The organism is Agromyces excoecariae, assembly GCF_051715505.1.
Taxonomy (GTDB): Bacteria; Actinomycetota; Actinomycetes; order Actinomycetales; family Microbacteriaceae; genus Agromyces.
Window position 1 is genome coordinate 769,812 of record NZ_JBPSLA010000001.1, and the last position, 26,324, is coordinate 796,135.

A 26,324-nucleotide genomic window follows, 5' to 3' on the forward strand; every position below is an offset into this window, starting at 1 on the left:
GGTCGCGCACAGCCTAGGGGCGGGTCGGATGCGCCGGTGGGACCTCCGGCCCTGTGCGGCGGTGCCGCACGTCGGGCGGCGGCTCGCGTCATCCGCGGTTCGCCCCGCCGGCCCAATCGCCGAATCGGGCCGCTCGACGGCGTTCGGCACCGAAGTACCGTGGACGCGTGAGCCCGCCCACGCCTCCCGCGCCGACCCGGGTCGGCGTGCGCGGCGGTGCCGCGGTCGCGGGCCTCGTGTTCGCGACCTTCGGCGCCGTGCTGCCGCAGGCGATGAGCGCGCCGACGCTCGCGCTCACGGCCGCGTCGTACGGCACGAGCGTCGCCGAGTCCAGCTGGGCGCTCACCGCGACGCTCATCGTCGCGGTCGCCTCGACGCCGGTGATCGGCCGGCTCGGCGATGCGTTCGGGGCTCGGCGGATGCTGCTGATGCTGCTGCCCGTCGTCGCGATCGGCCTCGCGCTGGCCGCGCTCGCCCCCGACCTCGGCTGGCTCATCGCCGGCCGCGCGGTGCAGGGCCTCGCCGGCGGGGCCTTTCCGCTCGCGATCGCGTGCGTGCCCCACGTGGTGCCCGAGCGCCGTCGCGCCGCCGCGGTCGGCCTCGTCACCGCGACCTTCGCGACCGGCACGGGATTCGGCGTGGTCATCGCCGGGCTGCTCGTCGACCACGTCGGGGTTCGGGCGCTCTCGTGGGTGCCGCTCGCCTTCCTCGCCGCAGCCGAACTGCTCATCGCCGTGTCGCTCCCGCACATCCCGACGCACCCCGACGTGCACCTCGACGTGCGCTCGGCGCTGCGACTCTCGCTCGGGCTCGCAGCGCTGCTCGTCGCCCTCACCGAAGCGCCGCGGTGGCCGTTGCCCGGGCTCGCCGTGGCCGGATGCCTCGCGCTCGGCGCCGGCCTCATCGCGGCCTGGCTCGTGCGCGAGCACCGCAGCCCCGATCCGCTCGTCGATCCGCGCACGCTCCGACGTCGCGGTGTCTGGTCGACGCACCTGACCGCGATGCTGCTCGGTGCGACCCTGCTCGGGAGCTTCGTGCTCCTGCCGGCCTTCGCGGAGGCGCCCGCCGAGACGGGGCGCGGGCTCGGGCGCACGGTGACGGATGCCGCGCTCCTCCTGCTCCCGGCCTCCCTCGCGATGCTCGCGGTCGGCCCGCTCTCGGGGGTGCTGCGCCGCCGGATCGGCACCCGCGCGCCGGTGCTGCTCGGCGCCGTGACCGCGGCCGCCGGCGGCCTCGTGATCTTCGCCGCGACGCGCGACTTCGCGGCGCTGCTCGTCGGGACGGTGCTGCTCGGTGCGGGCATCGCCGTCGCCTCGGCGGGCATGGTCAACGTCCTCGTCGACCAGGTGCCCGACGACGAGGTCGGCGTGACGACGGCGGTCAACGTGGTCGCGCGCCAGATCGGCGGCGCGCTCGGCGCCGCGGGCGTGGCGGCGGCGCTCGCCGTCGGCGGCGCCGGGCCCGAGGTCGTGGACTACGGCGGGGCGTTCGCGGTGCTCGTCGTGCTCGCGGGGCTCGGCGTGCTCGCGGCGCTGCTGATCCCGGCGCGCGCAGGCACGGACGCGGCGGCGTGACCCGTTCGGGGGGATGACGCTGCGCTTCGGCGGAGGAGTAGCTTGCGGCTGAGTGGCACCAACGCTCGCGCCGAGGCGGGAGATCTCATGGAACTCGCTGCTGCATCAACCGCAGGCGGACTCGGGTCCGCCGTCCTGCCGCTCGTCGCGCTCGCCGCCTCGGTCGTCGCGGCGGGCGCGGTGGGATCGCTCGTCGTCGCCTGGCTCCAGAAGCCGCGCGGCGAACCCGACGAGTCGCTCGTCGACGTGGACTCGGTCGGGCTGCTCCCCGTCGGGTTCGTCTCGGGTTCGGCGTCGAACAGGTGGCTTCCGGCGAAGGTCGTCGAACTCGCGATCGCCGGCACGATCACCATCGAGGACCGCCGGGGAGCCGACGACCGCGGCGATCCGGAGGACGCGGCCCGGAGCATCCGCCTCGTCTACGCGGGCGACCTGCCGGTCTCGGTCGCGCACCCGGTCGACCACGACTCGGGCGACCTGGTGCTCGGGGTCTTCGGTCCGGGAACCACCGGGACCGCGTACGTGATCGCGCACGGCGCGACCGTGCCGGTCGACCGCGTCGTCCTCCGCAACGGCGATCTCCAGCGGGCGACGCGTCGTCGCTTCGAGGAGGCCGCCGAGCGGTATCGGGAGCGGCGGCCGACCACGCGGTTCCGAGTGGCGACGGTGGCCGGCATCACCGGCGTGGTGCTCGGGTTCGTCGGGCAGTTCGTCGGCCAGGGCCCGGACGACTCGCTCGCGTGGACCGCGCTCGGGATCGGAGCGGCAGCACTCGCCCTCCGGGCCGTGCTGCCCCGCTGGATCCCGCTCAACGCCGACGGGCTCGAACTGCGGAACCGGGCGAACCTCCGTCGTGAACGGCTCGCCGCCGCGGATCTCCGCGACCGGGACGTGGCCACGACGGAGCTGCCCTGGGCCGTGCTGTTCGGCCAGGGCGAGGTCGTCGAGCGGGCCGCCGCATCCCTGGCGCGACCGGGGGCGGAGGTCGGATGGTACGCGTCCGCGGTCCCCGGGACGCCCGAGCGGCTGTCGTCGGGGCTCGCTGCGCTGAGCACCGCCCTCGCCCAGCCGATCACGCTCGGTGGCCGGGACGACGGGCGGTTCGGCGTCCCGCTCATCGACCAGTATCGGATGAAGACCGACTTCGGCTACTTCGGCGACGGTCGGGCCGGGGGCGGCCTGATCTACGGCGACGCGGCAGGTGCCGGACCGGACGGGTTCGGCGGCTTCGACGGCGGGTTCGACGGGGGCGGCTTCGACGGCGGCGGGTTCGACGGCGGAGGCGGCGGCGACGGGTCGTGAGGGTCGCGGCGCCGGTCAGCCGGTGACGAACCGCCGCCCGTAGAGCCGCTCGGCATTCCGCCACGCGATGCCCTCGGCCACGCGGCTCGCCTCGTCGAGCGGCCAGCCGTGCTCGGCGACGTATGCGCCGAGCACGCGTGCCGCGGCATCCCGCCACAGCCGTGCGCCGAGCAGCACGCGCTCGGGCACTCCCCACGCGTCGGTCGAGAAGAGCACGCGCGAGAACGGCGCGAGATCGAGCGACTCGCGCACGACCGCGTCGGCGTTCGCGCCGAGGAAGCCGACCGCGAGCCCGACGTCGAGGAACACGTGCGGGAAGACGTGCGCGAGCCATCCCGCCTCGCGCACGTAGGGGTAGCAGTGCAGGAACGTGATGCGCCCGCCGGTGCCCGCCGTCGCCGCGACGAGCGCCTGCATGCGGGCGGGGTTCGCGCGCTCGAGCATCAGGTCGGCGTCGCCGAACCCGGCGTGCACCTGCAGCACCGCGCCGCGTTCGAGCGCCCACCAGACGAGGTGGCGGATGATCGTCGGGTCGGCGAGGCGGGGGCGGGCGGATGCCGCGTTGCCGCGCCATCCGGCGAACCAGGTGTCGGCCGCCGAGCGCACGTCGACGTCCGTCGGCCGCACGGGGTCGAGCTCGAGCCCGCACCGGTGCGCGGCCACGGTCTTGAACGCGACCGCGTCGGCGACGGCCGCCTCGAGCGCCGGCCCGAGCCGTTCGACGAACTCGCCGCCCGAAGCGCTCCGCGCCAGCACGGCCTCGGCGATCGTCTCGAGCCGGGCGACGCGGTGAGTCGGCGCGGCGGCGAGCTGCGCCATCCGCTCATCGGGCATCAGCAGGTCGGGCCGGTGGCCGTCGTCGACGAGATAGGCGGCGATGCCGGAGGCCCGCAGGAGTCGCCGAGAGACCTCGTCGGATCCGAGCGCGCGGCGCGCGTCGAGGTAGTCGGCGGGGCTCGCGAAGGCCTCGAGACCCAGGAGCGGCGCGCAGTGGCGCCGCAGCGCGAACCCCTGACCGCTGTCGAGCACGTCGGCGGGTGACGTCGCGTGCTCGGCCTGCGTGAGCGCGGCGAGCACGTCGGCCTCGGTCGGGTCGGGCAGCAGGCCGTGCACGTGGTGGTCGACGAGCGGCATCCGCTCGATCGCCTCGGCCAGGTGCTGCACGGCGTCCGCGCCCATGCCGCGATCCTCTCGCGAACCGGGCGCGTCGACTACCCGAGCCGCTTCTCGAACCAGAAGTCGGCGTACGGCTCGCCGTTGAAGTCGGGGATCTCGGCATACCCGTGCGTGCGGTACATGGCGATCGCCTCGGTGAGAGTGCGATTCGTGTCGAGCCGGACCACGGCGACGCCGAGCCGCACCGCGGCCGCCTCGACGTCGCGGAGCAGTCGGGCGCCGACGCCCATGCCGCGCGTGCTCGCCGCGACCCAGAGCCGCTTGATCTCGGCGGGCTCGTCGCCGTGCAGCTTGAGGCCGACGCAGCCGACCGGCTCGCCGTGCAGGAATGCGACGAGGAAGGTGCCGTTCGGCTCGCGGAACTCGTCGTCGGGGGTCGGCCGCGTGCGGGCGGGGTCGAAGCCGAGGTCGAAGCGGGAGGCGAGCTCGGTGAAGTACGCCGTGACGCTCCGTCGGGCCGCGGGGTCGGCGGGGTCGACGGTGCGGACCTCGACGGCCGAGGCGGTCATGAGCCGCTCGACCTCGTCCATCGCGGCGAGGAGGCGCTCGCGCTGTCGGTCGGAGAGCGGGTCGAGGATGCCGCCGACGAGCGCGTCGGACGACCGATCGAGCTCGGCGCGCTCGGCAGCGCCGGCAGTCGTGAGCCGCGCGACGCGAACGCGCGAGTCGTCCGGGGAGGCTTGGACGCGGACGAGTCCGTCGGCCTCGAGTGCGCGAAGTTGCCGGCTGAGGTACCCCGAGTCGAGCTCGAGCCGCTCACGCAGCGCGCGCAGCTCGGCGCCGGCGCCGTTCGACGCCCCGATCTCCCACAGGAGCCGCGACTGGCCGAGCGGTCGGCCGCGAGCGAGGTAGCCGTCGTCGAGCGCGCCGATCCGTTCGGTGACCGTACGGTTGAACCGCCGCACCCTGGCGATGTCGTCCATATCTCTGACTCTAGTCAGGTAAAGCCACCGACGCGCGAACGAGATCCTCGCCCGACTGCTCGTTCGTACGATCATGCGACTCCTGGCGCCCGTCTGAGCCGCATGAGCCGGGTCATCCTGCGAATTCAGGTCGAGGTGATCGGCCGAAGCCGCGGCGGCCGGCGCCGCCTGAGGTACCTCAGGCGGGCCTGAGGCGCCGCGCCGCCCCAAGATAGGACACCCTCCCGATACGCCGCACCCGCCTCAGCGAGGAACCTGAGTGCAGGTGGTCAGCCACCGCACGAAGGGATCGGGATCATGGACCTCGCACACGGCTTCCTCGCACAGCAGATGACCGCGCACGACCAGCGCAACGCCGAGCGCGACGCCGAGCGGCGCAGCGCCGAGGCCGAGCGACGCGACCGCGCGCGCGCCGAGCGGACGGCTCGCAGTCCCCGACGCATCGGGCTGTTCGCGCGCCTCCACCTCGGCCAGCCGCGCGGCGCGCACTGATGCGGGTGATGCGGGCTCAGCCCCCGGCGTTGACCCGCACCGACGGGATCCACTCCACGTCGACGGTCGTCGGATCGACCCCGGCCGTGGTCAGCCGGTCGGTCAGGCCGGCGACGTCGGGTGCGTCGTCGCCGCCGGTGATGCGCACGAGGTAGGACAGCGCCGACACGTAGTCGACCGAGATCACGTCGAGATCGCTCGTCAGCGCCCATGCCTCGGCCGCCTGCGTGATGGTCGACTGCTGGGTGTTCAGCGTCGTCGTGACCCACGTCGACAGGCTGAGGGGGAGCGCGACGAGCACGAGCATCCCCGCGATCGCGATGTTCGACCGCTTGCGGTTGACGGCCTTGACGCCGGGCGGCGGGGGTTGATGTCCGATCCGGCCCCACCGCTGGACCCGGTAGATCGCCATGATGACGACGCCGGTGCCGAGGATCGCCGCGACGTTCGCGATGAAGAGCAGGAGCGAGCCGATCGAGCTGCCGATGTCTCCGGACTCGGCGGCGATGCCGACGACGACGAGCGGCGGCACGAGCGAGATCGCGATCGCGACGCCGGGCAGCGTGTCGGAGATGTCCTTGCGCACGAGCGCGATCGACCCGACGGCGCCGGTCGCGAGCGCGGCGAGCAGGTCGATGAGGCCGGGGGTCGCGCGCGCGGCGACCTGGGAATTCGTCTGCTCGGTGATCGGGGAGGCCGCGAGGAGGCCGACGCCGTAGCCGATCGCGATCGCCGCCGCCGCGCCGCCGACCATCATGAGCAGCGACCGCGTGAGGTTGCGCCGATCGCCGAGCACGGTCGCGAGCATGGTGCCCTGGATCGGCAGCATCATCGGCGCGACGATCATGGCGCCGATGACCGTGGCCGTCGAGTCGCCGACGACGCCCGCCGCCGCGATCACCGACGAGAGCGAGAGCAGGATCCAGAAGCGCTGGATCTTGCGGCGCCGCTTCGGGCCGTCCATGAACACCGACTCGCGCATGTCCTCGATGCGGTTGAGCGCGTCGGAGGGCGGCGGCGGGTAGACGGGCTCGGGCTCCGGCGACGGCTGCGCGGCGGGAGGCATGGACATGTGCGGGCTCCTCGGCTCGACCGGCGCGATGCCGGTGCTCAGCCGAGCGTACGACGGGCGGTGACGGATGCCCCGGCACGGCCGCGCCCGACCGCTCGTGTCGTGGCATCCGCCCCGCCCGCACGCGAAGCGGGCCCGCCCCCGAGGGGACGGGCCCGCCGCGTCATCCGTTCCGGATCGGTGCGGACTCAGTTCACGGGTTGAAGACGTGGACCGTCATCGCGCCACCCGTCTCCTGCGTCTTCACCGTGACCTTGACGCCCTCACCGGCGACGATCACGCCGCCGAGCGGGTTCGAGGCGTCGAAGTACCGCTCGGCGTCGGTGTCGTCGAACATCGCGATCTGCGTTCCGATCGGGCCCGCCGCGCCGATGTAGTCGACGGACTGGCTCTTGCCCTTGCCGACGAGGACCTCCTTGTGCAGCACGACCTCGTCGAGGTCCTGCAGTCCGAAGGTCGCGTCGTACGGCTGGCGCCGGTTGCTCGGGCCGGTGCCGGAGCCGTCCTCATAGGTGAACTTGGCCGGGTGCGAGTCCACCGGGAGCGCGAGGCCGTGGCCCTGGTGCTCGATGGTGTTGTTGTCGCCGTAGGCCTCGTCGACCGCCCACACGAGCATGCCGTCCTGGAACGGGAAGTGCTCGACGTGGTCCGGAGCCGTGTAGCCCTTGTCGAACTGGTACGGTCCGTGCTCGAGCGTGGCGTCGTAGTCGACGTAGGTGCGGTTCTCGACGAGGTAGTAGCGGTCGCCCTCGCTCGTCTCGGTGCCCGTCGACTGCGTGAAGCCGTCGCCCGCGGCGGTCCAGCCGTTGTCGCCGTTCTCGACGTCGTCGGTCAGGAGCGTCGTTCCGCCGCTCTTGATGACGATGTCGTCGAGGAACGCGCCGGCGTAGTGCACGCCGCCGTCGGTCTGGTAGCGGAAGCGGAACTGCACCTCGCTGCCGCCGGGGACGGAGTACCGGAGGTTCGACCAGCGACCGTTCGACGAGCCGTCGAGCGGCTTGCCGACCTGGGTCCAGTTCGCGCCGCCGTCCGTCGAGTACTCCGCATACAGGTAGTCGTAGCCGGCCTCGATGTCGTACCAGGCCTTGGCGGTGACGGTGGCCGAGCGCACACCGGTGAGGTCGAGCGTGCGCGTGAGCGTCGTGTTGAGGTCGTCGGCGCTGCCGGTCCACCACGCGTACGAGCCGGAGTTCGGCGTCGTGTACTCGCTCGTGATGCCCTCGTCGGCCACGTCGATGACGAGCGCCTGCTCCTGATCGGCGACCTGGCGGGCGGCCGGGCTGAGCGTGAACTCGCCGGCGTCGCCGGCGTCCTCTCCGACGACCGCGTAGTCGAGCCAGCCGAGCTGGAGCTTCTCCCACGGGCCCATGTAGTTGGGCGTGGTGCCGATGTCCTCCGTGCCGTCGCCGAGCCACGAGCCGCTGGACATGAGCGTCCAGAACGACGTCGAGTTCTCGCCGCCCGCGGTGTCGTAGAAGTCGGGCAGGCCGAGGTCGTGCGCGAACTCGTGCGCGAACACGCCGAGGCCGCCGTTCTCGGCCTCGACGGTGTAGTCGCCGATCCAGAAGCCGGTGTCGCCGATCTGGGCGCCGCCGAACTTCACCTGGGTGCCGTCGACGGTCGGGCCGGTCTGGCCGTAGTCGGTCGAGTTGACGTACCAGCGGTGCGACCAGATCGCGTCCTCGCCCTGCGCGCCGCCGCCGGCGTCCTCGCCCTCGCCGGCGTGCACGGCCTGGAAGTGGTCGAGGTAGCCGTCGGGCTCGTCGAAGATTCCGTCGTTGTCGTAGTCGTAGCGGTCCCAGACGTCGAACGAGGCGAGCTCGGCCTTGATGTCGGCGAGGCTCTTGCCCGCGGCCACCTGCGCGTCGTACCACGCGTTGCCGGAGTCCTCGATGAACTGCCAGGCCCCGCCGTAGTCCTCGACGCTGTTGTCGCCGTAGGTCGAGGCGTTGCCGGGCACCTGCACCCAGTCGCTGACCTCGCCGTCGACGGTGTAGTTGCCCGACGACTGCTTCGTGTAGAAGTCGGCGAACGAGTCGCCGGTCTCGCTGAAGAACAGGTCGTCGTAGTAGGCCGGGTCGAAGTCGGCTCGCCAGTGCGTGCTGTTGTTCACGCTGCGGTCGGGCTGGGGGATCTCGTTGTGCAGCGGGCCGGGCGTGGTGCCGAGCTTGCCGCTGCCGGAATCGCCGAACTCGGAGAGGATCGTGAACAGCCGCCCGGTGCCCTGCACGGCGGCCTCGTAGTACTTGTCCTCGGCGATCTCGACGACGCCGTCCTCGCCGGGCGAGGCCTGGCCCGACAGGATGAGCTCCTGCGCGGCCTTCCGGCGCTCGTCCTGTCGCTGCGTGAGCGGGCCTGGGCGGTTGTCGGGTCGGGTTTCGGCCGCTGCAGTCGAATCGGTAGGGGAATCGTTCGCGGGTGCGGCGATCGCGGCCGGTCCGAAGGCGGCTCCGGCGACCATCGTCGCGCTCGCTGCGGTCACAGCGAGCCATCCGCGCGTGCGTTGCTTCACGTGCGCTCCTTACAGGGAATTCGCCCGGGATTCCCGGGCAAGTGAGAGGGACGCTAACACGCACCGCCGTCAGGGGGAAGAGCTCCGGGCGGTGTTGACGAAGCCTCATGAACGGGCCGGGCGGGTGTCGCAGCATCCGCGGGCTCGAGACGGCGAAGTCGCACGAATCCGGTGTCCGATTCGGATCAGACGTCGATCCGTGCGACTTCGCGCCCGATCGTCGAATGCGACTCAGGCGGCCCGGCGCTGTGCGTCGACCAGGTCGCGGAGCGCCTCGACGAGCGGGGTGGTGGGGCGCCCGAGGAGTCGGGCGAGCGTGCCGTCCGACTCGGCCAGGTCGCCGCGCGCGATGCCCTCGTCGATGGCCGCGACGAAGCCCGCGGTGCCCTCGTCGAGGCCGGCGGCGACGAGGGCCGCGACGCGCTCCGCGGGCGACTGGTCGACGAACGCCACGTCGCGGCCGAGCACCTCGGACGCGGCCGCCGCGAGCTCCGCGAACGTCCACGGCTCGTCGCCGCCGAGCTCGTACACCTCGCCGACGTGACCGTCCTCGAGCAGGACGACCGCCGCAGCCTCGGCGTAGTCGCGACGCGGTGCCGATGCGACCCGACCCGAGTCCGTCGCCGCGGCGATCACACCCGTCGAGGCCGCGAGCGAGACATCCTGCGCGTAGTTCTCGGTGTACCAGTTGTTGCGGAGGATCACGGCCGGAACGCCGATCTCGGCGATGACCTCCTCGGTGCCCCGATGCTCGGGCATCAGGACCAGCTCGCTCGTGGCGGCCTTCGGGCCGCTCGTGTAGGCCACCTTGGCGATGCCGGCCGACTTCGCGGCCTCGATCACGTTGCGGTGCTGCGCGACGCGCTCGCCGAACGCGGTTCCCGAGATCAGCAGCATCGCGTCGACGCCCTCGAGCGCGGGGGCGATGGTCTCGGGGTGTGCGTAGTCGAGCTCGACGGTGCGGATGCCGCGTGCGGCGAGGTCGGCGATGGCCGCGGTGTCGCGTGCGGCGGCGACCACGTCGGCGGGGGCGGCCCCGCGCTCGAGCAGCGCCTCGACGACGAGGCGGCCGAGGTGGCCGGATGCAGCGGTGACGAGGATGGTCATGGGAACTCCGTTCGATCGGTTCCGACGGTGTCGGTTCACCGAGTCCCAACCCGGCCGACCGGGTTCGCCTTCCCTGTTGGAGGTACCCACTTTGAAGTAAGGTACGCACATGGTGGTAAGTCTTGCGCAGATCCGGGAGACCTCCGGCGAGGTCTTCATGGAGGGCTGCCCGACCCGCGTCGTGCTCGACCACGTCATGAGCAAGTGGGGCGTGCTGGTGCTGCTCGCGCTCACCGACGGCACGCTCCGCTGGGGCGAGCTGCGCCGCGAGGTCCAGGGCATCAGCGAGAAGATGCTCGCCTCGACGCTCCGCACGCTCGAGGCCGACGGGCTCGTGGCCCGGACCAGCTACCCGGAGGTGCCGCCGCGCGTCGAGTACGCCCTGACCGATCTCGGTCGCGAGCTCATGGACCGGATGCTGCCGCTCGTCGAGTGGGTCGCCGCGCACGCCGACTCGATCGTCGAGCGCTGAGCCGAGCGGGCGTCTGCCGAGCGCCGAAGGGGCCGATGGGGTCTTGCCGCTCGGGCGGGGCCGTCGTAGCGTCGCGCTCAGCGGCATCCGTGGCCGGCGACCGAACGCGGACCACGACTCGTGACCCGGGCGACCCGGATGCGGCCGGTCCGACACGAGGGAGGCCGGAGCCGTGGACCGCGACGAGGTCGAACGCCGGATGGTCGACGCCGCGACGGCGGTCCGGGAGGCGCGCTGGGAGGACGCGCGCGACGCCTATGCCGACGTCGTCGAGAACGGGTCGAGTCCCGACGCGCTCGACGGACTCGGTCGTGCGTCGTGGTGGCTCGGCGACACCGCTGCCGCGGTCGAGGCTCGCACGCGGGCGTATGCGGCCTACCGCCGGTCGGGTCGGAACGACGACGCCGTCCGCGTCGCGACGTGGCTGGCGATCGAGCACGCCGCGACGCCCGGTCGCGAGGCGATCAGCCGTGGATGGCTCGCTCGCGCCATGCGGCTCGCGGCGGGAGCGGACGCCTCCGCAGAGGGCCGCCTGGCGCTCGCGCGGAGCATGCTCGAGACCGATCCGGTCCGGGTCGCCGACCTCGCCGACGCCGCTCTCGTCTCGGCGCGGGATCGAGGGGACGTCGCGCTCGAGATCCGGGCCCTCGCGAGGTCCGGGCTCGGGCTCGTCCGCTCCGGCCGTGCCGCCGCCGGGATCGAGCGCCTCGACGAGGCGATGGCCGCGGCCTCCGCGGGGGAGGCGGACGAGCCCGAGGTCTTCGCCGAGACCTGCTGCGACATGGTCGCGGCGTGCGAGGAGACGCTCGACGGGCGGCGCCTCGAGCAGTGGGGCGGAGTGGCGGAGCGGTTCCTGCGCGCGCGCCCGGATCCGACGCTGCTCGGGTTCTGCGGCTCCTGCTGCGCGGGCGTCCTCGCCGCGCGGGGGGACACCGCAGGCGCCGAGCGGTGGCTCGGCTGGACCATCGACCGGCTCGAGGCCGGCGGCCACGCGGCGCGCTGCGTCGACCCTCGCGCCCGCCTCGCGGAGCTTCGCGTCGCGCAGGGTCGGCTGGAGGAGGCGGAGCGGCTCGTCGCGGGGATCGAGGCCCGCCCGGAGACCGTCCGGGCGATGGTCGCCATCCACCTGGCGCGCGGCGAGTCCGGCGTGGCGTCGTCAGTGCTGCATCGCCGACTCGCGAAGGTCGGGCCGGACTCGATCGCCGCGATCCCGGTCCTGGCGATGCTCGTCCCCGTCCAGGTCGAGCGGCGCGATCGCGCGGGCGCGGAGGCGTCAGCGGCCCGACTGGCGCAGCTGGCGCAGCATTCGGGCGCGGAGGTGCACCGAGCGCTCGCCGAGGTCGGCAGGGCACGGGTCGACCTCGCGTGGGCCGATGCGGGGGCGGCCGTCGTCGGGCTCCGCTCGGCGGCCGAACGGTACGACCGCATCCGGATGCCGCTGGACGCCGCCCGGACGCGTGCACTCCTCGGGCGCGCGCTGGCGGAATCGGGCGATCCGGACTCGGCGATCGCCGAGTCGAGGTCGGCGGCCTCGGTGCTCGACCGGGCGGGCCTCATCGCCGAGGCCGATGCGGCGGACGGGTTCGCCCGGTCGCTCGGCGGTCGCGGACGCGTCGGGCCGAAGAACGTCGGAACCCTCACCAGGCGCGAGCAGGAGGTGCTCGGGCTCGTCGCCGAGGGGCTGAGCAACGCCGAGATCGCCGAGCGGCTGTTCATCAGCCCGGCGACCGCGGGCCATCACGTGAGCAACCTGCTCGCCAAGCTGGGCGCGCGGAGCCGGACCGAAGCCGCGATGCACGCGCACCTGCTCCGATCCGGCTGACGCGACGGGCTCAGGCGGCGCCCGCGTGCTGGAGCGCGCCGATCTGGTCGAGCAGGCCGAACGTGTCGGGTGCGGCCCAGACCTCCGCGATCCGCCCGCCCTCGATCCGGAAGACGTCGATCTCGTCGATGCCGACGACGCGACCGGTCGGCGCGACGCCGAGGAAGTCGCCCCGGTGCGTGCCGGTGCAGCGGACTCGCGCGGTCACTTTGTCGCCGTCGGTCAGGAGTTCCTCGATCGCGACCTCGGCGTCGGGGAACGCGGTGAACCAGAACCGCCCCTCCTCGCGGATGCCGTCGCGGCCCTGGCTCGACGACGAGTTGTTGACGAAGTCCTCGGCGACGAGGCCCGCCGCCGTCTCCACGTCGTGCCGGCTCCACGCCTCGTAGAACCGGCGGACGACGTCGGTGTTCTCGGTGTTCATGATCCGCTCCTCCCGTCGGGTCGTCGTGCTTCGACGGTGTCACGACGACGGCCTCGGAGCATGGTGAGGATTCGCCATTCCGCTGGAATCGCGAGCCTCCCGCGCGGTGCCGCGGCGTCGAACAGGGGCTTGCCCTGCGGCGCGATCGCGTCGTAGCGTCGCGCGCAGCAGCATCCGTCGCCGACGATCGGGGGATCACATGGCCGCGTCCGCACTGCCGCCGAGCGGCGAGCTTCCCGGCGATCGAGCCGGCGGATCCGCGAAGACCTGCGACGCCCGCGGGATGGTCGAGATCCACCGCATGTACCGGGCCCAGTTCGCCGAGGGGCCCGAGCTCGTCGGGCGGGTGGCCGAGGGGGATGCCGCGCACGCGGACGTCGTCGGCGATCACCTCGCGCTCATCTCGGGAAGCCTGCACCACCACCACGAGTGGGAGGACGAGCATCTCTGGGACACGCTCGACGATCGCGCACCCGCCTGCGCCGGCCACGTCGAGCGCATGAAGGCCCAGCACGCGGCGATGCTCGTGCACCTGCGGGAGCTCGATGCGGCGCTGCCGGCCTTCCGGGGGAGCGGTCGATCGGCGGATGCCGCGCCCGTGCTCGCTGCGCTCGCGGGCGTGAACGACGCCCTCGCCGTCCACCTCCCCGACGAGGAGGCGAACATCGTGCCGGTCATGGAGACGACGCTCACCCAGGCGGAGGTCGACGCGGCCGGCGAGCACGGCCGGAAGACGACTCCGAAGGGCAAGACCTGGCAGGCGCTCGGCGCGATCCTCGCCGCGCAACCCGACGGCGGCGACGAGTGGCTGCACGAGCACATGCCGCTGCCCGGGCGATTGGCGTGGCGGCTCATCGGCAAGCGCGACTACGCCGCCAACCGGGCGGCGCTCACGGGCGAGTCGCAGACCTGACGGCGGCCGCGGCCCCGGTCAATCCGCCTCGGCCTCGGCCTCGACCTCGTCGCCGACGGAGATGCGATCCGCGGCGCCGGCGTCGCGGCCGTCGTGGCCCGCGAGCTCGGGGATGAGGCGGATGCCGAACCAGGTCGCGCCGTCCCACTTGCGGTGCCGCGCGAGCGTGCGGATCGGCTCCTTGCCCCGCGTGAGGGTCGTGGGGTCGATCGTCGTCATGACGCAGCGGTCGCACACCTCGGCGAACCGGAACCCGACGCCGCCGATGCGCACGCGCGTCCAGGCGTCCTCGGCGAATGGCTCGCCACCGTCGACCACGACGTTCGGGCGGAACCGGAGCATGTCGAGCGGCGGCACGTCGTCGGGGGTCCACGCGTCGAGCTGGGCGAGCGATGCCTCGCTCGTGAGCAGCAGCGGGCCGGCGTCCGCGAGCGTGAGCCCCTCTCCGGGCCGGTCGCCGTGCACGGGGTTCACCGGTCGTTGCCTCGGGTCGGGCTGCCAGACGAGCCGGAGCGGGGTGTGCAGGCGCGCGCTCAGCCAGTCGTCGGCGTCGTCGCCCGCGGGAAGCGCCGTGCGCTGCCGCGAGTGTCCGACGGCCACCGGCGCAGCGTCGTGCGGCGGGTCGACGCGAAGCGGCTCGGCGTCGCCGGGCCCGGCCAGCAGCAGCCCGCCGTCGGCGAGCGGCTCGGCCGTGAGACCGAGCAGGGCGTTGCGCTCCCGCGCCGTCACGGGCACGCCGTCGGCGTCGACGACGCCCCACCGGCGGTCGCCCTCGAGCCCCCACGACCGCACCACGGCCGAACCGACGTCGCGCCCTGCGAAGGACTTGACGGGGTACACGCGGAGCCGGGTCACCTGCATCCCGTCACGCTAGTCGACGGGACCGAAGCCCCGGTCCTCCCCGATGCGGTGCCGCGAGGCTGGTGGCGTCGTCCGACGGGAGGGGATGGGCCATGCCGTACGACGTCCGCATCGTGAGCGTTCCGCACCGGCACCTGGCGGTCGTGCGGGAGCGCACCACCTTCGCCGGGATCCCCGCCGTCATGGCCAGCGCGTTCGAGCGCGTCGCGGCCGTGCTCGGCCCGCGCGGCCTCCTCGGCGACGGCCCGGCGATCGGACGCTACAGCGGGATGGATCCGGCGACGGATGCAGTCACCGTGAGCGCGGGATTCGTCGTGGGCGGCCCCATCGAGGCCGAGGGCGACGTGGTGCCGGACGAACTGCCGGCCGTGGAGGTCGCGACGACGACGCATCTCGGCCCGTACGACCGGGTGTCCGAGGCGTACGACGCGATCGCCGCCGCGATGTCGCTGCACGGGCGCGAGCTCGACGAGTCGACGATGTGGGAGGAGTACTGGAGCCCGCCCGGTACGCCCGACGAGGAGACCCGCACGGTCGTCTACTGCCCGCTCCGGCCGGCCGGCTGATCGCTCGCACGCTGGGACCGATGGTCGGACGTGCGTGCGAGCATGGACGACATGCCCGCCGACCGCACGCCCGACTGGCGCGCCGCCCTCGCGGGCCTCGAAGCGGCCGGCGCCTCCCGGGCCGCCGAGGTGACCACGACGGATGCCGCGCCGGCGACCGGTGCCGACGGCCTCCGCCCGCTCGGGCTGCAGTTCGAGTTGCGCCGCCGCGTCCAGCGCCGGAGCGGCGAGTGGCGTGGTCCGCGCGACGAACCCGCACGGCGGGTCTCCGGGGTCGACCGGCTCGCCGTCCGCCCGGTCGCGCAGGGGGCTCGCGGCACGTGGGTGAAGAACGGCCTCACCTGGCAGAACATCGCCTACCAGGCCTCCGCCGCGGGCGTCGATCCCGCGCAGTCGCGCTGGTTCGCGCAGTTCGCGATGCTCAAGGGCACGACGCCCTCGGTGCACGTCTACGGCTCCGAGTGGATCACGGTCGACGAGTTCGAGAGCCCGCTGCTCTGGGCGCTCCTCGTCGAGGCGGGCCGGCTCGGCATCGCGCTCGTCGGGTCCGACATCACGCCCGAGGTCGTGCTGCACGGCTCGGCGACGCTCGGCCTCGACGCGAGCCGCGCCGACGGCGACCTGGTGCTCGCACCGACGCTGACGTTCGACGGCGAGCCGTGGTCACTCGACGGCGAGCGTGCGGACGACGGCAGCCGCGCGGGCGACGGCAGCGGCGTCGGCATCCGGCCGATCGCGGGGCACGGCCTCTACCGGTTCGACCTCGACGCGGGCCGCATCGAGCTCGCGCCGGTCGCGACCGGTCTCGGCTCGGCCGAGCTCGCGCTGCTCGATGCACCCGAGCCGATCCGCGTGCCCGCCGCCGAGGTGCCCGAGTTCCTCGCCGCGCACGTGCACCCGCTCGCCCGCACGCTCGCGATCACGAGCCGCGACGCGACCTTCGAGCTGCCGCCCGCCCCACCCGCGACCCTCGTCCTCGACGCCCGGTACGAACCCGACGACGTGCTGCGCCTCGCCTGGCGGTGGCAGCACGGCGACGGGCGCACGAGCGACGTCGACCCGACGGCCGAACCCGACCCCGAGTTCGACGACGACCTCGTCGCGCGCGTCGCCGACGAGCTCGGCTGGGTGCCGTTCGAGGCCGTCCTCCTGCGGGGCATCGATGCGGCGGAGTTCTCGGTCGAGCGGATGCCGCGGCTCGAGGCCCTCGCCGACCGGAGCGCGAGCCCGTTCCGCATCGACGTCCGCGGCGAACGCCCCGACTACCGCGAGGCGACCGAACGGCCCGAACTCGCCGTCTCCCTCGTCGAGAGCCGCAAGCGCGACTGGTTCGACCTCGGCGTCGTCGTGACCGTCGGCGGCCGGAAGGTCCCCTTCATGCCGCTCTTCCGCGCGCTCGCCTCGGGCCGCAAGCGGCTCCTGCTCGTCGACAAGAGCTACCTCTCGCTCGACCTGCCCGTCTTCGACGAGCTCCGCGACCTCATCGACGAGGCCGGCACGCTCGACGAGTGGGAGACCGGCGTGCGCATCCACCGCAGCCACGCGAGCCTGTGGGCCGACTTCGAAGACCTCGCGGACGTCGCGGAACCGGCGCTCGCGTGGCGCGCGACGATCGCCGGCCTCGAGCACGGCGACGTCCCCGAGCTCCCGCCCCCGTCGGGCCTCGCGTTGCCGCTCCGGCCGTACCAGCTCGACGGGTTCCGGTGGCTCGCGTTCCTGCACGCCAACCGGCTCGGCGGGGTGCTCGCCGACGACATGGGCCTCGGCAAGACCGTGCAGTGCCTCGCGCTCGTGCTGCACGCGGTCGAGCAGGCGACAGCGGATGCCGCGGCCCTGTCCGGGGCCGCGGCGACGGCGGGCGGGGCGCGACCGTTCCTCGTCGTCGCTCCGACCTCGGTCGCCTCGAACTGGGTGCGCGAGGCGGCGCGGTTCGCGCCCGGCCTGCGTGTGGCATCCGTCACGGCGACGACCGCGAAGCGGCGCCGGTCGCTCGCAGAACTCGCCGCCGGAGTCGACCTCGTCGTGACGACCTACGCCGTGCTCCGGCTCGATGCCGAGGAGTTCGGCGGCCTGGAGTGGGCCGGGCTGTTCCTCGACGAGGCGCAGTTCGTCAAGAACGCGGCGACGCGCGTGCACGAGGCGGCCCGCGGCATCCGTGCGCCGTTCCGCGTCGCCGTCACCGGCACGCCGCTCGAGAACCACCTCGGCGAGTTGTGGGCGATCCTGCGGATCGTGGCGCCGGGCCTGTTCCCGTCGCGTCGCGCGTTCGACGAGCGCTACCGTCGGCCGATCGAGGAGGACCGGAACGCCGATCGGCTCGACCGGCTGCGCCGCCGCATCCGGCCGCTCGTGCTCCGCCGCACCAAGGAGGCCGTCGCCCCCGAGCTCCCGCCGAAGCAGGAGCAGGTGCTCGAGGTCGACCTCGCGCCCGAGCACCGGCGGCTCTACGACGTCGTGCTGCAACGCGAACGGCAGAAGCTGCTCGGCCTCGTCGACGACCTCGACCGGCAGCGGTTCATCGTCTACCGGTCGATCACGCTGCTCCGCCTGCTCGCGCTCGACGCGAGCCTCGTCGACGCCGAGCAGTACGCCGGCATCGCCTCGGCGAAGCTCGACGCGCTGTTCGAGCAGCTCGACGACGTGCTCGCCGAGGGGCATCGTGCCCTCGTGTTCAGCCAGTTCACGTCGTTCCTCGATCGGGTCGCCGACCGGCTCGACGCCGCTGGGGTGCCCTACGCGCACCTCGACGGGTCGACGCCCGCGCGCCGTCGCGACGACGAGGTCGCGCGCTTCCGCTCGGGCGAGGCATCCGTCTTCTGCATCAGCCTCAAGGCCGGCGGGTTCGGCCTGAACCTCACCGAGGCCGACTACGTGTTCCTGATGGACCCGTGGTGGAACCCGGCGAGCGAGGACCAGGCGATCGACCGCGCCCACCGCATCGGACAGGACAAGCAGGTCATGGTCTACCGGCTGGTCGCCGCGGGCACGATCGAGCAGAAGGTCATGGAGCTGAACGAGAAGAAGGGCGAGCTCGCGGCATCCGTGCTCGACGCTGAAGCGCCCGCCGGGGCGCGGCTCGACGTCGCCGAGCTGCGGGCGCTGCTCGACGACGACCCGGTCGGCACCGGCTCACCCGTGCGCGGTCGCGCCCGGGACCTCGTCGAGTGAGTGGTACACGGGGATCCCCCGCTCGCGGGCGATCGCGACGTCCTGGTCGGCCCCGCGCGACTCGCCGGGAAGGCGGAGCACCGCGTCGCAGCGCTGCAGCAGGCGCTCGGCGGTCGGGTACATGACCTCGGCGGCCAGCGGGTCGGCCGGCCCGCTCGCACCGGCGCTCGACAGCACGGGCAGGGCGACCCACTCGCCGATCATCGGCACGTGGCCGGCCCGGAAGATGGGCCAGGCCGCCTCCTCGAGTCGCCGGAGGTTGCGTGCCATGAGCTCGGGGTCGCCCCCCGTACCAGAGGCGTAGGGTCCGGCGATCAGGATCATCATCGGTGCAGTCATATCGGGCATAATAACGAAGAAACGTGCAAGAACGAGAAGGAATCGGAATGCTAGCTGCCGCGCGCAAGGACCTGCTGCTCGAACGCCTCCGCCGGGACGGGCGCATCGTCGCGAAGGAGATCGCCGTCGAGCTCGGGCTCTCGGAGGACAGCATCAGGCGCGACCTGCGCGAACTCGACCACGCGGGCCTCGCCGTGCGGGTCTACGGCGGTGCGCTTCCCGCCTCGCCCGCCGTCGCCGACTACGCCGGTCGGATGTCGGTGGCCCCGGAGAGCAAGCAGCGGGTCGCCGCGGCGGCCGTTTCGCTCATCGAGCCGGGCGCCACCGTGATCCTCGACGGCGGCACGACGACGAGGGCGATGGTCGACGCCCTGCCGACGACGCTCGAGTGCACGGTCATCACGCACAGCCCGACCATCGCCGCGGCGCTGCTCGAACACGCCGCGGAGGTGTTCCTCATCGGCGGACGCCTGTTCAAGCACTCCGCCGTGGCGAGCGGCGCGGCGGCGGTCGAGGCCGCGGGCCGGATCAGCGCCGACCTGTTCTTCCTCGGCGTCACCGGGGTGCACGCGACCGAGGGGCTGACCACGGGCGACCCGGAGGAGGCGGCGATGAAGCGCGCCCTGGCGTCACGCGCGGCCGAGACCTACGTCCTCGCGAGCGAGGAGAAGATCGGTGCGGCGTCCCGGTACCTCGTCCTTCCGATCGAGGGCGTCGCGGGGATCGTGACCGACGCGGATCCCGCCGACCCGACGATGCGCGACCTGGCGGCGGCGGGCATCCGCCTCACGCACGCGGCCGGTCCGCGCTGATCTCCGACGACGTCCCAGCGGCGAGCCGCTCCCGATCCGCCGCGCGCAGCCGTCGGATCCACTTGTCGCCCTCGACCGCCACCACGACGAAGAGCAGCAGCACGATGCACTCCAGCCACTGCCATCCGGTGAGGGAGACCGTGCCGAGCAGCCGCTGCAGGAAGCCGAGCTCGGTCGAGAGCACGATGATGATGACCGGCCATACCAGGAACTTCGAGATCGCGGCGATCGGCGGAACGAGGCCCGACTCGGGGGAGCGCCGCATGAGCAGGGCGCTCAGCACCGTTCCCAGCCCGACCACGACGTAGGCCATCGTCATCGAGGCGGTCGGCTCGGTCGCGCTCGGCACGTCGGGACCGAGCACCAGCGGCACGAGCGTGACGAGGAAGATCACCGCGCCGTAGCCGAGCCACTCGGCCACCGAACGGGGGTTCACGATCCCGAGCTTCGGATTCCGCGGCGGCTCCTGCATCGTCGCGGGGGGAGCCGCGTCGGCCGCGATCCCGAGCACCGCGAACAGCGTGACGAAGAAGTTCAGGAACAGCACCTGCGTGGGGAAGAGGGCGACGCCCTCGGCGATCTGGAACGCGCTGGCCGCGAGGAACAGCAGGATGAGGCTGATCAGCTGCGTCATCTGGAAGCGCAGGTAGGCGGTGATCTTCGCGTACACGATCCGGCCGAGCTCGACCGCGTGCACGAGCGTCGAGAAGTCGTCGTCGGTGAGCACGAGCTTCGCCGCCTGCTTCGTGACCTCGGACCCCGAGCCCATCGCGACGCCGACATCGGCCTGCTTGATCGCGGCCGCGTCGTTGACCGCATCTCCGGTCATCGCGACGATCTCGCCCTGCGCCTGGAGCAGGCGGACGAGCCGCAGCTTGTCGTCGGGCGTGACCCGGCCGAACACGTGCAGGTCGGGCAGGCGCCGCGTGAGCTCCTCGTCGCTCATGGCCTTCAGGTCGGCACCGCTCACCGCGCCCGCGCCGAGCCCCAGCTCGCGGCCGATGGCGCCGGCCGTGACCGCGTGGTCGCCCGTGATCATGCGCACCTCGATGCCGGCGCTCGCCGCGACCTCGACGGCGACCTTCGCTTCGGGCCGGAGCGGGTCGACGATGCCCACGAGACCGATGAGGGCGAGTTCCTGCACCCACGACATCGGGTCGGCGGCGACCTTGCCCTCGTCGGCGTCGTCGACGAACCGGGCCGCGAAGGCGAGGGTGCGCAGGCCGGTCGCCGACATGTCCTCCAGCTCCGACGTCGCGGCACCGGCGTCGACGGGCACGAGTTCGCGCTCGGTCGTGAGCATCGTCGCGCAGCGCCCGAGGACCACGTCGGGGGCGCCCTTCACCAGCAGCACGAGCCGCAGCTCGCCGCGCACCGGCATCCGCTGCAGGGTGGCCATGAACTTGTAGTCGGAATCGAACGGCACCTCGGCGAGGCGCGGATAGTCGCGCCGGGCGGCATCCGCATCGATGCCGAGCTTCGCGCCGAGCACGATGAGCGCGGCCTCGGTCGGGTCGCCCACGACCTCGCCGGCCGGCGACACCGTCGCGTCGTTCGGCAGGCTGATCGCGAGGCCGAGCGTCGCGGCCTCGACCGGTTCGTCGGTCGCGCCGAGCATGCGGCCGTCGAACGAGTACCCCTCGCCGGTGACGCGGAAGTGGTCGCCGCCCATCCACGCCGTGCGCACGGTCATCTCGTTCATCGTGAGCGTGCCGGTCTTGTCGGAGCAGATCGCGCTCGTCGCGCCGAGCGTCTCGACGTCGTTCAGCGACGCGACGATCGCGCGCTGGTCGGCGAGCTTCGATGCACCCCACGAGAGCAGGCTCTGCACGAACACCGGCAGGCCCGTCGGGATCGCGGAGATCGCCACGGCGGTGCCGAGGAACAGCAGCTCCGTCACGCTCTGCCCGCGCACCGCGCCGATCACGATGATCACGAGCACGGCGCCCCACGCGATGATGCCGAGCACCTTCGTGAGGGAGTCGAGCTCGCGCTGCAGGGGGGACCTGCCGGACCCGACCTCGGTGAGCATCGACGCGATGCGGCCCATCTGGGTGCGCATGCCCGTCTCGACGACGAGCATGCGCGCGGTGCCGCGCGTGACCGACGTGTTCTGGAACACCATCGACGTGCGATCGGCGAGGGCCGTGCCGGCGTCGTTCGGCGTCGGGCTCTTCGCGATCGGCAGCGATTCACCCGTCAGCGCGGACTCCTGGGTCTCGAGGTTCGCGGCGCGGAGGATGCGGCCGTCGGCGGGCACGAGGTCGCCGGCCTCGAGGTCGACGAGATCGCCCGGCACGAGGTCGGTGGCGTCGACCTGGCGGATCGAGCCGTCGCGCAGCACGCGCGCCTGGGGAGTCTGCAGCTTGGCGAGCGCGTCGACGCTGCGCCTCGCCTTCAGCTCCTGGCGCGTGCCGCTGATCACGTTGTAGAGCACGAGGATCCCGACCACGATGGCGGTCGAGACCTGCCCGATGAGCAGCGACACGATCGCGACGGCGATGAGCATCAGGGTCATCAGCTGCGTGGTCTGGACCAGGGCGATGCGCCACGCGCTCGGCGGCGGCGCGCTGACGAGCGCATTCGGCCCCACCTCGGCGAGGCGCGAGGCCGCCTCGGGAGCGGCGAGCCCGCGCGCGCCGTCGCTCCTGGCCTCGGCGAGGGCCTCGTCCGGCAGCAGCGACCACCACGCGGTGCCCTCCTCGTCGGCGGGCTGCGCGTGCGATGCCTCTGGCTGCGTGTCGATGCTCACCGGACCCCCTCGCCGAACTCGTCTGGCCACACCCTAGCCGCGCGGCGCACCGGGCACAGCAGAATGGACGGCGGAGGTCGACGATGATCACGCACGAGGTCCTGAACCAGCCGCCGCCCCGGCAGGGCGTCGACGAGTTCGCCGCGAACATCCCGCTCGTCGAGGCGGTCGCCCGATGGGGCACGGCGGCGTTCTCCGGGGGAGCGGGGACCGAGGCGGATGCCGCGTCGCGCACGCTGCACGACCTCGGCCGGCTGGTCGGCTCGGCCGACTTCCAGCGCGACGCCGAGCTCGCGAACGTCGACCCGCCGCGGCTGGTCACGCACGACCGGTGGGGCCACCGGATCGACGAGGTCGAGTACGACGGGTCCTACCACCGGATCATGGCCGCCGCGATCGGGTCGGGCGCGCACACCTCGGCGTGGGCCGACCCGCGGCCCGGCGCGAACGCCGACCGCGCGGCGGCCTTCCTCCTGCTCGCGCAGGTCGAGCCCGGCCACGCGTGCCCCGTGTCGATGACGCACGCCGCGGTCGCGACCCTCGAGCACGCCGCCGACGGACTGCAGGCGGAGTGGATGCCACGGCTGCTGAGCCGCACGTACGCACCTGGTCTCGGGGACATCGGCGGGTCGCCGAAGCCGTCCGCGCTCGTCGGCATGGCGATGACCGAGAAGCAGGGCGGGTCGGACGTCCGGGCGAACACGACCCGGGCCGTGCGGCGCCCGGGAGGCGGCATCCGCTCGGAGTGGGGTGCGGAGTACGGCCTCACGGGGCACAAGTGGTTCTGCAGCGCGCCCATGAGCGACGCGTTCCTCGTGCTGGCCCAGGCGCCGGGCGGGCTGTCGTGCTTCTTCGTGCCGCGCATCCTGCCCGACGGCACGCGCAACGTGTTCCGCATCCAGCGGCTCAAGGACAAGCTCGGCAACCGCTCCAACGCGTCGAGCGAGATCGAACTCGACGAGACGACCGCCTGGCTCGTGGGCGAGGAGGGTCGCGGGGTCGCGACGATCGTGCAGATGGTCACGCGGACGCGCCTCGACTGCGTGATCGGCACCGCGGCGGGGATGCGACAGGCCGTCGCGGAGGCCGCCTGGCACGTGCGCCACCGGCGTGCGTTCGGCGCGCTGCTCGTCGACCAGCCTGCGATGGCGGCGGTCGTCGCCGATCTCGCCGTCGAGTCGGAGGCGGCGACGCTCACGGCGCTCCGGCTCGCCCGCGCCTACGACGTCGATGCGACCGAGTCCGAGCAGGCGTTCCGTCGGCTCGCGACCGCGGTCGCCAAGTTCCAGGTCTGCAAGCGCGGACCCGACCACGCCGCCGAGGCGCTCGAGTGCCTCGGCGGCAACGGCTACACCGAGTCCTTCCCGCTCGCGCGTCGCTATCGCGAGCAGCCGCTGCTCGCGATCTGGGAGGGCTCGGGCAACGTCATCGCGCTCGACGTGCTGCGAGTGCTCGCGCGCGAGCCCGAGGCGTTCATGGCCTTCTTCGACGTCGTCGGCGAGGCGGTGGGCGAGCACCCGGCGTTCGACCTCGCGCTCGCCGAGGCGCGGGCGGTGGTCGGCGAGGTGAGCCGGGCGGATGCCCCGACCGCGGCGTTCCGCGCGCGGGAGCTCACCGAACGGCTCGCGCTCGTGCTCCAGGCGTCGCTGCTCGTGCAGCATTCGCCGGGCGCGGTCGCCGACGCCTTCGTGCGGTCGCGCATCGAGGGCGACGGTGGGTCGATGTACGGCGCGCTGCCACCGGGCACCGACGTCGCCGCGATCCTCGAGCGGGCCTGAACGGCGCCCCGGCGACCGTCGGTGACGCCGTCGTGACAGGCGTCCGCCCGACGCGAGAGGATGGCGGGGTGAGGGACCGCGCGAACTGGCTCGTCGTCGCGCAGTTCGTGCTGCTCGCGCTGCTGCTCCTGCCGGGCGATCCGCTCTGGGTCGGACAGCAGGCGACGGTGCTCGCCGTGCTGCTCGTCATCACCGGGCTCGTGCTCTCGGGCGCCGGCGTGGCGGCCCTCGGCCGCGACCTGGTGCCGTGGGTGGCGCCGCGCGAGGGTGCGACCCTGAAGACCGACGGCGTCTACCGGCTCACCCGCAACCCGATCTACGTCGGCCTGCTCATCGCCGCCGCCGGGTGGGTGATCTGGCGCGCCCGCATCGAGCTCGTCGTCGTGTGGGTCCTCCTCGCGGTCGTACTGGTCGTCAAGGCGCACCTCGAGCAGCATCGGCTGATCGAGCGGTTCGGCGACGAGTACCTCGAGTACGCCGACCGCACGCCGCTGCTGCTCTGGGCCCGCGGCATCCGCTGAGTCCTCGGGGCCCGCCGGTGCGCTACTCGGAGGGTGGGGCTGCGGCATCCGTCGCGTCCGGCGATGCCTGCATCTCGAGCGAGGCGCCCGCGTCGTCGGAGGGTGCGGCTGCGGCATCCGTCGCGTCCGGCGATGCCTGCAGCGGGCCGGTCTCGAGGAGGTGCTCGATCGCGCGCAGCGGGATGGGAGCCCAGTCCGGGCGGTTGCGCGTCTCGTAGATCGCCTCGTATACGGCCTTGTCGAGCTCGAACGCGGCCAGGAGGTCCTGGTAGACGCTGAGGTCCATGCCGGAGGCCGCGACGTAGCCGTCGATGAACGCCTGGCGAGCGGATGCCGCCCACGCCCGCGCGTCGTCGGCGCGCTCGGGGTGCATGAGCTCGGTGGCCCCGGCGACGTAGTCGAAGGAGCGCAGCATGCCCGCGACGTCGCGCACCGGGAGGTCGGGCCGGCGCCGCTCGGCCATCGGCCGCATCGGCTCGCCCTCGAAGTCGAGCAGGAACCAGCGGCGGTCCGGCGCCAGGATCACCTGGCCGAGGTGGAGGTCGCCGTGCACGCGCTGGAGGTCGGGCCACGCTCCGGCCTCGGCGCGTGCGTAGGACGAGGCGATGGCTGCCTCGTGCGATTCGAGCGCCGGCACCTCGGCAACGGCGATCGCGAGCCGCCGGCGCCATGCCGCTGCGACGGCCGCGATGAGCTCGGGCGAGGCGGCCTCCCGTCCGAAGCTCGCGCCGAGCGAGGCGTGGACCTCCGACACGGCCGCGCCGAGCGCACGCGCCTCGCGCGTGAAGTCCCGGGCGGATGCCGCGGCCAGCAGCGCGACGCGCCAGGCGTCCTCGACGCCGGGGAGGAACTCCTGGGCGAAGGCCAGGTGCCCACGGGCGCGTCCGTCGGCTCGGCCGACGTCGTCCCACTCGCCGACGACGTCGCCGACGACCGGCGGGATGTGCGGCGACCCGGCGGCGCCGAGCGCGGTCTGGAGGGTGACATCCGGGTTGTCGCCGTGGTGAAGCTGGCGGAACACCTTGCAGATCACGGGCGGCGCACCGTCGGGACGGTAGACGATCGACGTGTTCGACTGCTCGCCGTCGAGCACGCTCGCCGCGACGGTGCCCCCGGTCGGCCCGGCACCCGCATCGATGCGACCCGCGTCGGTCCCGGCTGCCGGGTGGCCCATCGCCGCCGCGCCGTGGGCGACGGCTCGTCCCCCGCTCCTGATCAGCTCGAGCAGGGCATCGGTGAACGCCGGGTCGTGCGGGCCGTCGTAGAGGCGCGTGCCGTCGTCGAGCACGCCGATCAGGTGCGAGTCGCCGGTGGCGCCGGGCGTCGAACGCTCGACCACGGGCACCTGGTACAGCACGGGCGGGTCGGGGGCGTCGTCCATGACGAGGAGCGACAGGGCGCGCACGCCGGGCTCGGCGACGGGGAGCTCCCACGCGCCGATCCGCCGGAGGATCGGGGCGTGGCCCTTCCCGCCGAACCAGCGCTGGTCGGGCATCCATGCGGCGATCGCGGCCAGCGCGCTGTCCATGCCTGAACGATATTGCGGCCGGCGCGCGCCGTCGAGGCGGCGCGCGCCTCGCGGCTGCGCACGGGACGCGTCATCCGCCGCCGGAGGCGCCGATCGGACGCGATTCGGCGCCGGTGCGCTCGCGGAGCCGCCCGATTCGTCCGATGGACGCGGAGACGCGGAGCGCGGGGGCGTGGCTTGGGCGCGGGGGTCGGCGGCGGGCAGTGGGGG

Annotated in this window: 21 protein-coding genes; 11 read left to right on the plus strand and 10 right to left on the minus strand. The window is 73.3% G+C overall.

From position 1 onward, the window contains the following. Window positions 1-167 precede the first annotated feature (167 nt). Window positions 168-1,574: an MFS transporter gene (locus ACSJD1_RS03560; protein WP_438853934.1), complete on the plus strand. Its 1,407-nt coding sequence runs from the start codon at window positions 168-170 to the stop codon at window positions 1,572-1,574. An 87-nt stretch (window positions 1,575-1,661) separates the two neighbouring features. Next, window positions 1,662-2,876: a hypothetical protein gene (locus ACSJD1_RS03565; RefSeq protein WP_438853935.1), complete on the plus strand. Its 1,215-nt coding sequence runs from the start codon at window positions 1,662-1,664 to the stop codon at window positions 2,874-2,876. 15 nt (window positions 2,877-2,891) lie between these two features. Here ACSJD1_RS03565 and ACSJD1_RS03570 read toward each other — a convergent pair whose 3' ends face one another. Further along, on the minus strand, window positions 2,892-4,055 hold the full coding sequence (locus ACSJD1_RS03570) for an amidohydrolase family protein (protein WP_438853936.1): 1,164 nt from the start codon (window positions 4,053-4,055) through the stop codon (window positions 2,892-2,894). Window positions 4,056-4,087: 32 nt separating this feature from the next. Continuing rightward, window positions 4,088-4,975 (minus strand): bifunctional helix-turn-helix transcriptional regulator/GNAT family N-acetyltransferase, encoded by an 888-nt coding sequence (locus tag ACSJD1_RS03575; protein WP_438853937.1) that lies wholly within the window; start codon window positions 4,973-4,975, stop codon window positions 4,088-4,090. Between the two features lie 297 nt (window positions 4,976-5,272). Between ACSJD1_RS03575 and ACSJD1_RS03580 the strand changes: the two genes are divergently transcribed. After that, entirely contained in the window at window positions 5,273-5,467 is a 195-nt protein-coding gene (locus tag ACSJD1_RS03580) for a hypothetical protein (RefSeq protein WP_438853938.1), read from the plus strand. Window positions 5,468-5,483: 16 nt separating this feature from the next. Here the strand turns inward: ACSJD1_RS03580 and ACSJD1_RS03585 are convergent, their stop codons facing one another. The 3 genes from ACSJD1_RS03585 to ACSJD1_RS03595 form a co-directional block, all read right to left on the minus strand. Next, window positions 5,484-6,539 carry a DUF389 domain-containing protein gene (locus tag ACSJD1_RS03585; protein WP_438853939.1) on the minus strand — a complete coding sequence of 352 codons (1,056 nt, stop codon included), beginning with the start codon at window positions 6,537-6,539 and terminating at the stop codon, window positions 5,484-5,486. Window positions 6,540-6,732: 193 nt separating this feature from the next. After that, window positions 6,733-9,051, minus strand: coding sequence for an immune inhibitor A domain-containing protein (locus tag ACSJD1_RS03590; protein ID WP_438853940.1), 2,319 nt, complete (start codon window positions 9,049-9,051; stop codon window positions 6,733-6,735). A gap of 231 nt (window positions 9,052-9,282) precedes the next feature. Continuing rightward, the gene (locus tag ACSJD1_RS03595; RefSeq protein ID WP_438853941.1) at window positions 9,283-10,158 is read right to left on the minus strand and encodes an SDR family oxidoreductase; all 876 of its coding nucleotides are present in this window, start codon (window positions 10,156-10,158) and stop codon (window positions 9,283-9,285) included. A gap of 109 nt (window positions 10,159-10,267) precedes the next feature. Between ACSJD1_RS03595 and ACSJD1_RS03600 the strand changes: the two genes are divergently transcribed. Then, window positions 10,268-10,630 carry a winged helix-turn-helix transcriptional regulator gene (locus ACSJD1_RS03600; protein WP_438853942.1) on the plus strand — a complete coding sequence of 121 codons (363 nt, stop codon included), beginning with the start codon at window positions 10,268-10,270 and terminating at the stop codon, window positions 10,628-10,630. Window positions 10,631-10,802: 172 nt separating this feature from the next. Continuing rightward, entirely contained in the window at window positions 10,803-12,452 is a 1,650-nt protein-coding gene (locus ACSJD1_RS03605; protein WP_438853943.1) for a LuxR C-terminal-related transcriptional regulator, read from the plus strand. A gap of 10 nt (window positions 12,453-12,462) precedes the next feature. Here the strand turns inward: ACSJD1_RS03605 and ACSJD1_RS03610 are convergent, their stop codons facing one another. After that, window positions 12,463-12,876 (minus strand): ester cyclase, encoded by a 414-nt coding sequence (locus ACSJD1_RS03610; protein ID WP_438853944.1) that lies wholly within the window; start codon window positions 12,874-12,876, stop codon window positions 12,463-12,465. 199 nt (window positions 12,877-13,075) lie between these two features. Between ACSJD1_RS03610 and ACSJD1_RS03615 the strand changes: the two genes are divergently transcribed. After that, window positions 13,076-13,789 carry a hemerythrin domain-containing protein gene (locus tag ACSJD1_RS03615; RefSeq protein WP_438853945.1) on the plus strand — a complete coding sequence of 238 codons (714 nt, stop codon included), beginning with the start codon at window positions 13,076-13,078 and terminating at the stop codon, window positions 13,787-13,789. Between the two features lie 18 nt (window positions 13,790-13,807). Here ACSJD1_RS03615 and ACSJD1_RS03620 read toward each other — a convergent pair whose 3' ends face one another. Then, the gene (locus ACSJD1_RS03620) at window positions 13,808-14,650 is read right to left on the minus strand and encodes an MOSC domain-containing protein (RefSeq protein ID WP_438853946.1); all 843 of its coding nucleotides are present in this window, start codon (window positions 14,648-14,650) and stop codon (window positions 13,808-13,810) included. 92 nt (window positions 14,651-14,742) lie between these two features. Between ACSJD1_RS03620 and ACSJD1_RS03625 the strand changes: the two genes are divergently transcribed. Both ACSJD1_RS03625 and ACSJD1_RS03630 read left to right on the plus strand, forming a co-directional pair. After that, entirely contained in the window at window positions 14,743-15,216 is a 474-nt protein-coding gene (locus ACSJD1_RS03625) for a GyrI-like domain-containing protein (RefSeq protein ID WP_438853947.1), read from the plus strand. A 51-nt stretch (window positions 15,217-15,267) separates the two neighbouring features. Continuing rightward, a complete protein-coding gene (locus ACSJD1_RS03630) occupies window positions 15,268-18,384 on the plus strand; it encodes a DEAD/DEAH box helicase (RefSeq protein ID WP_438853948.1) in 3,117 nt (1,038 codons plus the stop codon). Here ACSJD1_RS03630 and ACSJD1_RS03635 read toward each other — a convergent pair. After that, window positions 18,346-18,723 carry a DUF4406 domain-containing protein gene (locus ACSJD1_RS03635; RefSeq protein WP_438853949.1) on the minus strand — a complete coding sequence of 126 codons (378 nt, stop codon included), beginning with the start codon at window positions 18,721-18,723 and terminating at the stop codon, window positions 18,346-18,348. The genes ACSJD1_RS03630 and ACSJD1_RS03635 overlap by 39 nt on opposite strands. A 47-nt stretch (window positions 18,724-18,770) precedes the next feature. Here ACSJD1_RS03635 and ACSJD1_RS03640 point away from each other — a divergent pair, with 47 nt between their 5' ends. Further along, the gene (locus ACSJD1_RS03640) at window positions 18,771-19,535 is read left to right on the plus strand and encodes a DeoR/GlpR family DNA-binding transcription regulator (protein WP_438853950.1); all 765 of its coding nucleotides are present in this window, start codon (window positions 18,771-18,773) and stop codon (window positions 19,533-19,535) included. Here ACSJD1_RS03640 and ACSJD1_RS03645 read toward each other — a convergent pair. After that, window positions 19,510-22,287: a cation-translocating P-type ATPase gene (locus tag ACSJD1_RS03645; RefSeq protein ID WP_438853951.1), complete on the minus strand. Its 2,778-nt coding sequence runs from the start codon at window positions 22,285-22,287 to the stop codon at window positions 19,510-19,512. The two genes, ACSJD1_RS03640 and ACSJD1_RS03645, sit on opposite strands and share 26 nt — an antisense overlap. An 83-nt stretch (window positions 22,288-22,370) precedes the next feature. On the opposite strand from ACSJD1_RS03645, the gene ACSJD1_RS03650 reads away from it, so the two are divergent. Together ACSJD1_RS03650 and ACSJD1_RS03655 are read left to right on the plus strand one after the other, a co-directional pair. Then, the gene (locus ACSJD1_RS03650; protein ID WP_438853952.1) at window positions 22,371-24,065 is read left to right on the plus strand and encodes an acyl-CoA dehydrogenase family protein; all 1,695 of its coding nucleotides are present in this window, start codon (window positions 22,371-22,373) and stop codon (window positions 24,063-24,065) included. A gap of 68 nt (window positions 24,066-24,133) precedes the next feature. Beyond that, window positions 24,134-24,586: a methyltransferase family protein gene (locus ACSJD1_RS03655; protein ID WP_438853953.1), complete on the plus strand. Its 453-nt coding sequence runs from the start codon at window positions 24,134-24,136 to the stop codon at window positions 24,584-24,586. Window positions 24,587-24,608: 22 nt separating this feature from the next. On the opposite strand, the gene ACSJD1_RS03660 is transcribed toward ACSJD1_RS03655, so the two are convergent. After that, the gene (locus ACSJD1_RS03660; RefSeq protein WP_438853954.1) at window positions 24,609-26,114 is read right to left on the minus strand and encodes a maltokinase N-terminal cap-like domain-containing protein; all 1,506 of its coding nucleotides are present in this window, start codon (window positions 26,112-26,114) and stop codon (window positions 24,609-24,611) included. Window positions 26,115-26,324 lie beyond the last annotated feature (210 nt).

Excerpts from the sequence above, each read along its gene's own strand:
- ACSJD1_RS03565 (WP_438853935.1), top strand. The coding sequence starts at position 1,662 with ATGGAACTCGCTGCTGCATCAACCGCAGGCGGACTCGGGTCCGCCGTC.
- ACSJD1_RS03570 (WP_438853936.1), bottom strand. The coding sequence starts at position 4,055 with ATGGGCGCGGACGCCGTGCAGCACCTGGCCGAGGCGATCGAGCGGATG.
- ACSJD1_RS03575 (WP_438853937.1), bottom strand. The coding sequence starts at position 4,975 with ATGGACGACATCGCCAGGGTGCGGCGGTTCAACCGTACGGTCACCGAA.
- ACSJD1_RS03580 (WP_438853938.1), top strand. The coding sequence starts at position 5,273 with ATGGACCTCGCACACGGCTTCCTCGCACAGCAGATGACCGCGCACGAC.
- ACSJD1_RS03585 (WP_438853939.1), bottom strand. The coding sequence starts at position 6,539 with ATGTCCATGCCTCCCGCCGCGCAGCCGTCGCCGGAGCCCGAGCCCGTC.
- ACSJD1_RS03595 (WP_438853941.1), bottom strand. The coding sequence starts at position 10,158 with ATGACCATCCTCGTCACCGCTGCATCCGGCCACCTCGGCCGCCTCGTC.
- ACSJD1_RS03600 (WP_438853942.1), top strand. The coding sequence starts at position 10,268 with ATGGTGGTAAGTCTTGCGCAGATCCGGGAGACCTCCGGCGAGGTCTTC.
- ACSJD1_RS03610 (WP_438853944.1), bottom strand. The coding sequence starts at position 12,876 with ATGAACACCGAGAACACCGACGTCGTCCGCCGGTTCTACGAGGCGTGG.
- ACSJD1_RS03615 (WP_438853945.1), top strand. The coding sequence starts at position 13,076 with ATGGCCGCGTCCGCACTGCCGCCGAGCGGCGAGCTTCCCGGCGATCGA.
- ACSJD1_RS03620 (WP_438853946.1), bottom strand. The coding sequence starts at position 14,650 with ATGCAGGTGACCCGGCTCCGCGTGTACCCCGTCAAGTCCTTCGCAGGG.
- ACSJD1_RS03625 (WP_438853947.1), top strand. The coding sequence starts at position 14,743 with ATGCCGTACGACGTCCGCATCGTGAGCGTTCCGCACCGGCACCTGGCG.
- ACSJD1_RS03630 (WP_438853948.1), top strand. The coding sequence starts at position 15,268 with ATGCCCGCCGACCGCACGCCCGACTGGCGCGCCGCCCTCGCGGGCCTC.
- ACSJD1_RS03635 (WP_438853949.1), bottom strand. The coding sequence starts at position 18,723 with ATGACTGCACCGATGATGATCCTGATCGCCGGACCCTACGCCTCTGGT.
- ACSJD1_RS03640 (WP_438853950.1), top strand. The coding sequence starts at position 18,771 with ATGCTAGCTGCCGCGCGCAAGGACCTGCTGCTCGAACGCCTCCGCCGG.
- ACSJD1_RS03650 (WP_438853952.1), top strand. The coding sequence starts at position 22,371 with ATGATCACGCACGAGGTCCTGAACCAGCCGCCGCCCCGGCAGGGCGTC.
- ACSJD1_RS03660 (WP_438853954.1), bottom strand. The coding sequence starts at position 26,114 with ATGGACAGCGCGCTGGCCGCGATCGCCGCATGGATGCCCGACCAGCGC.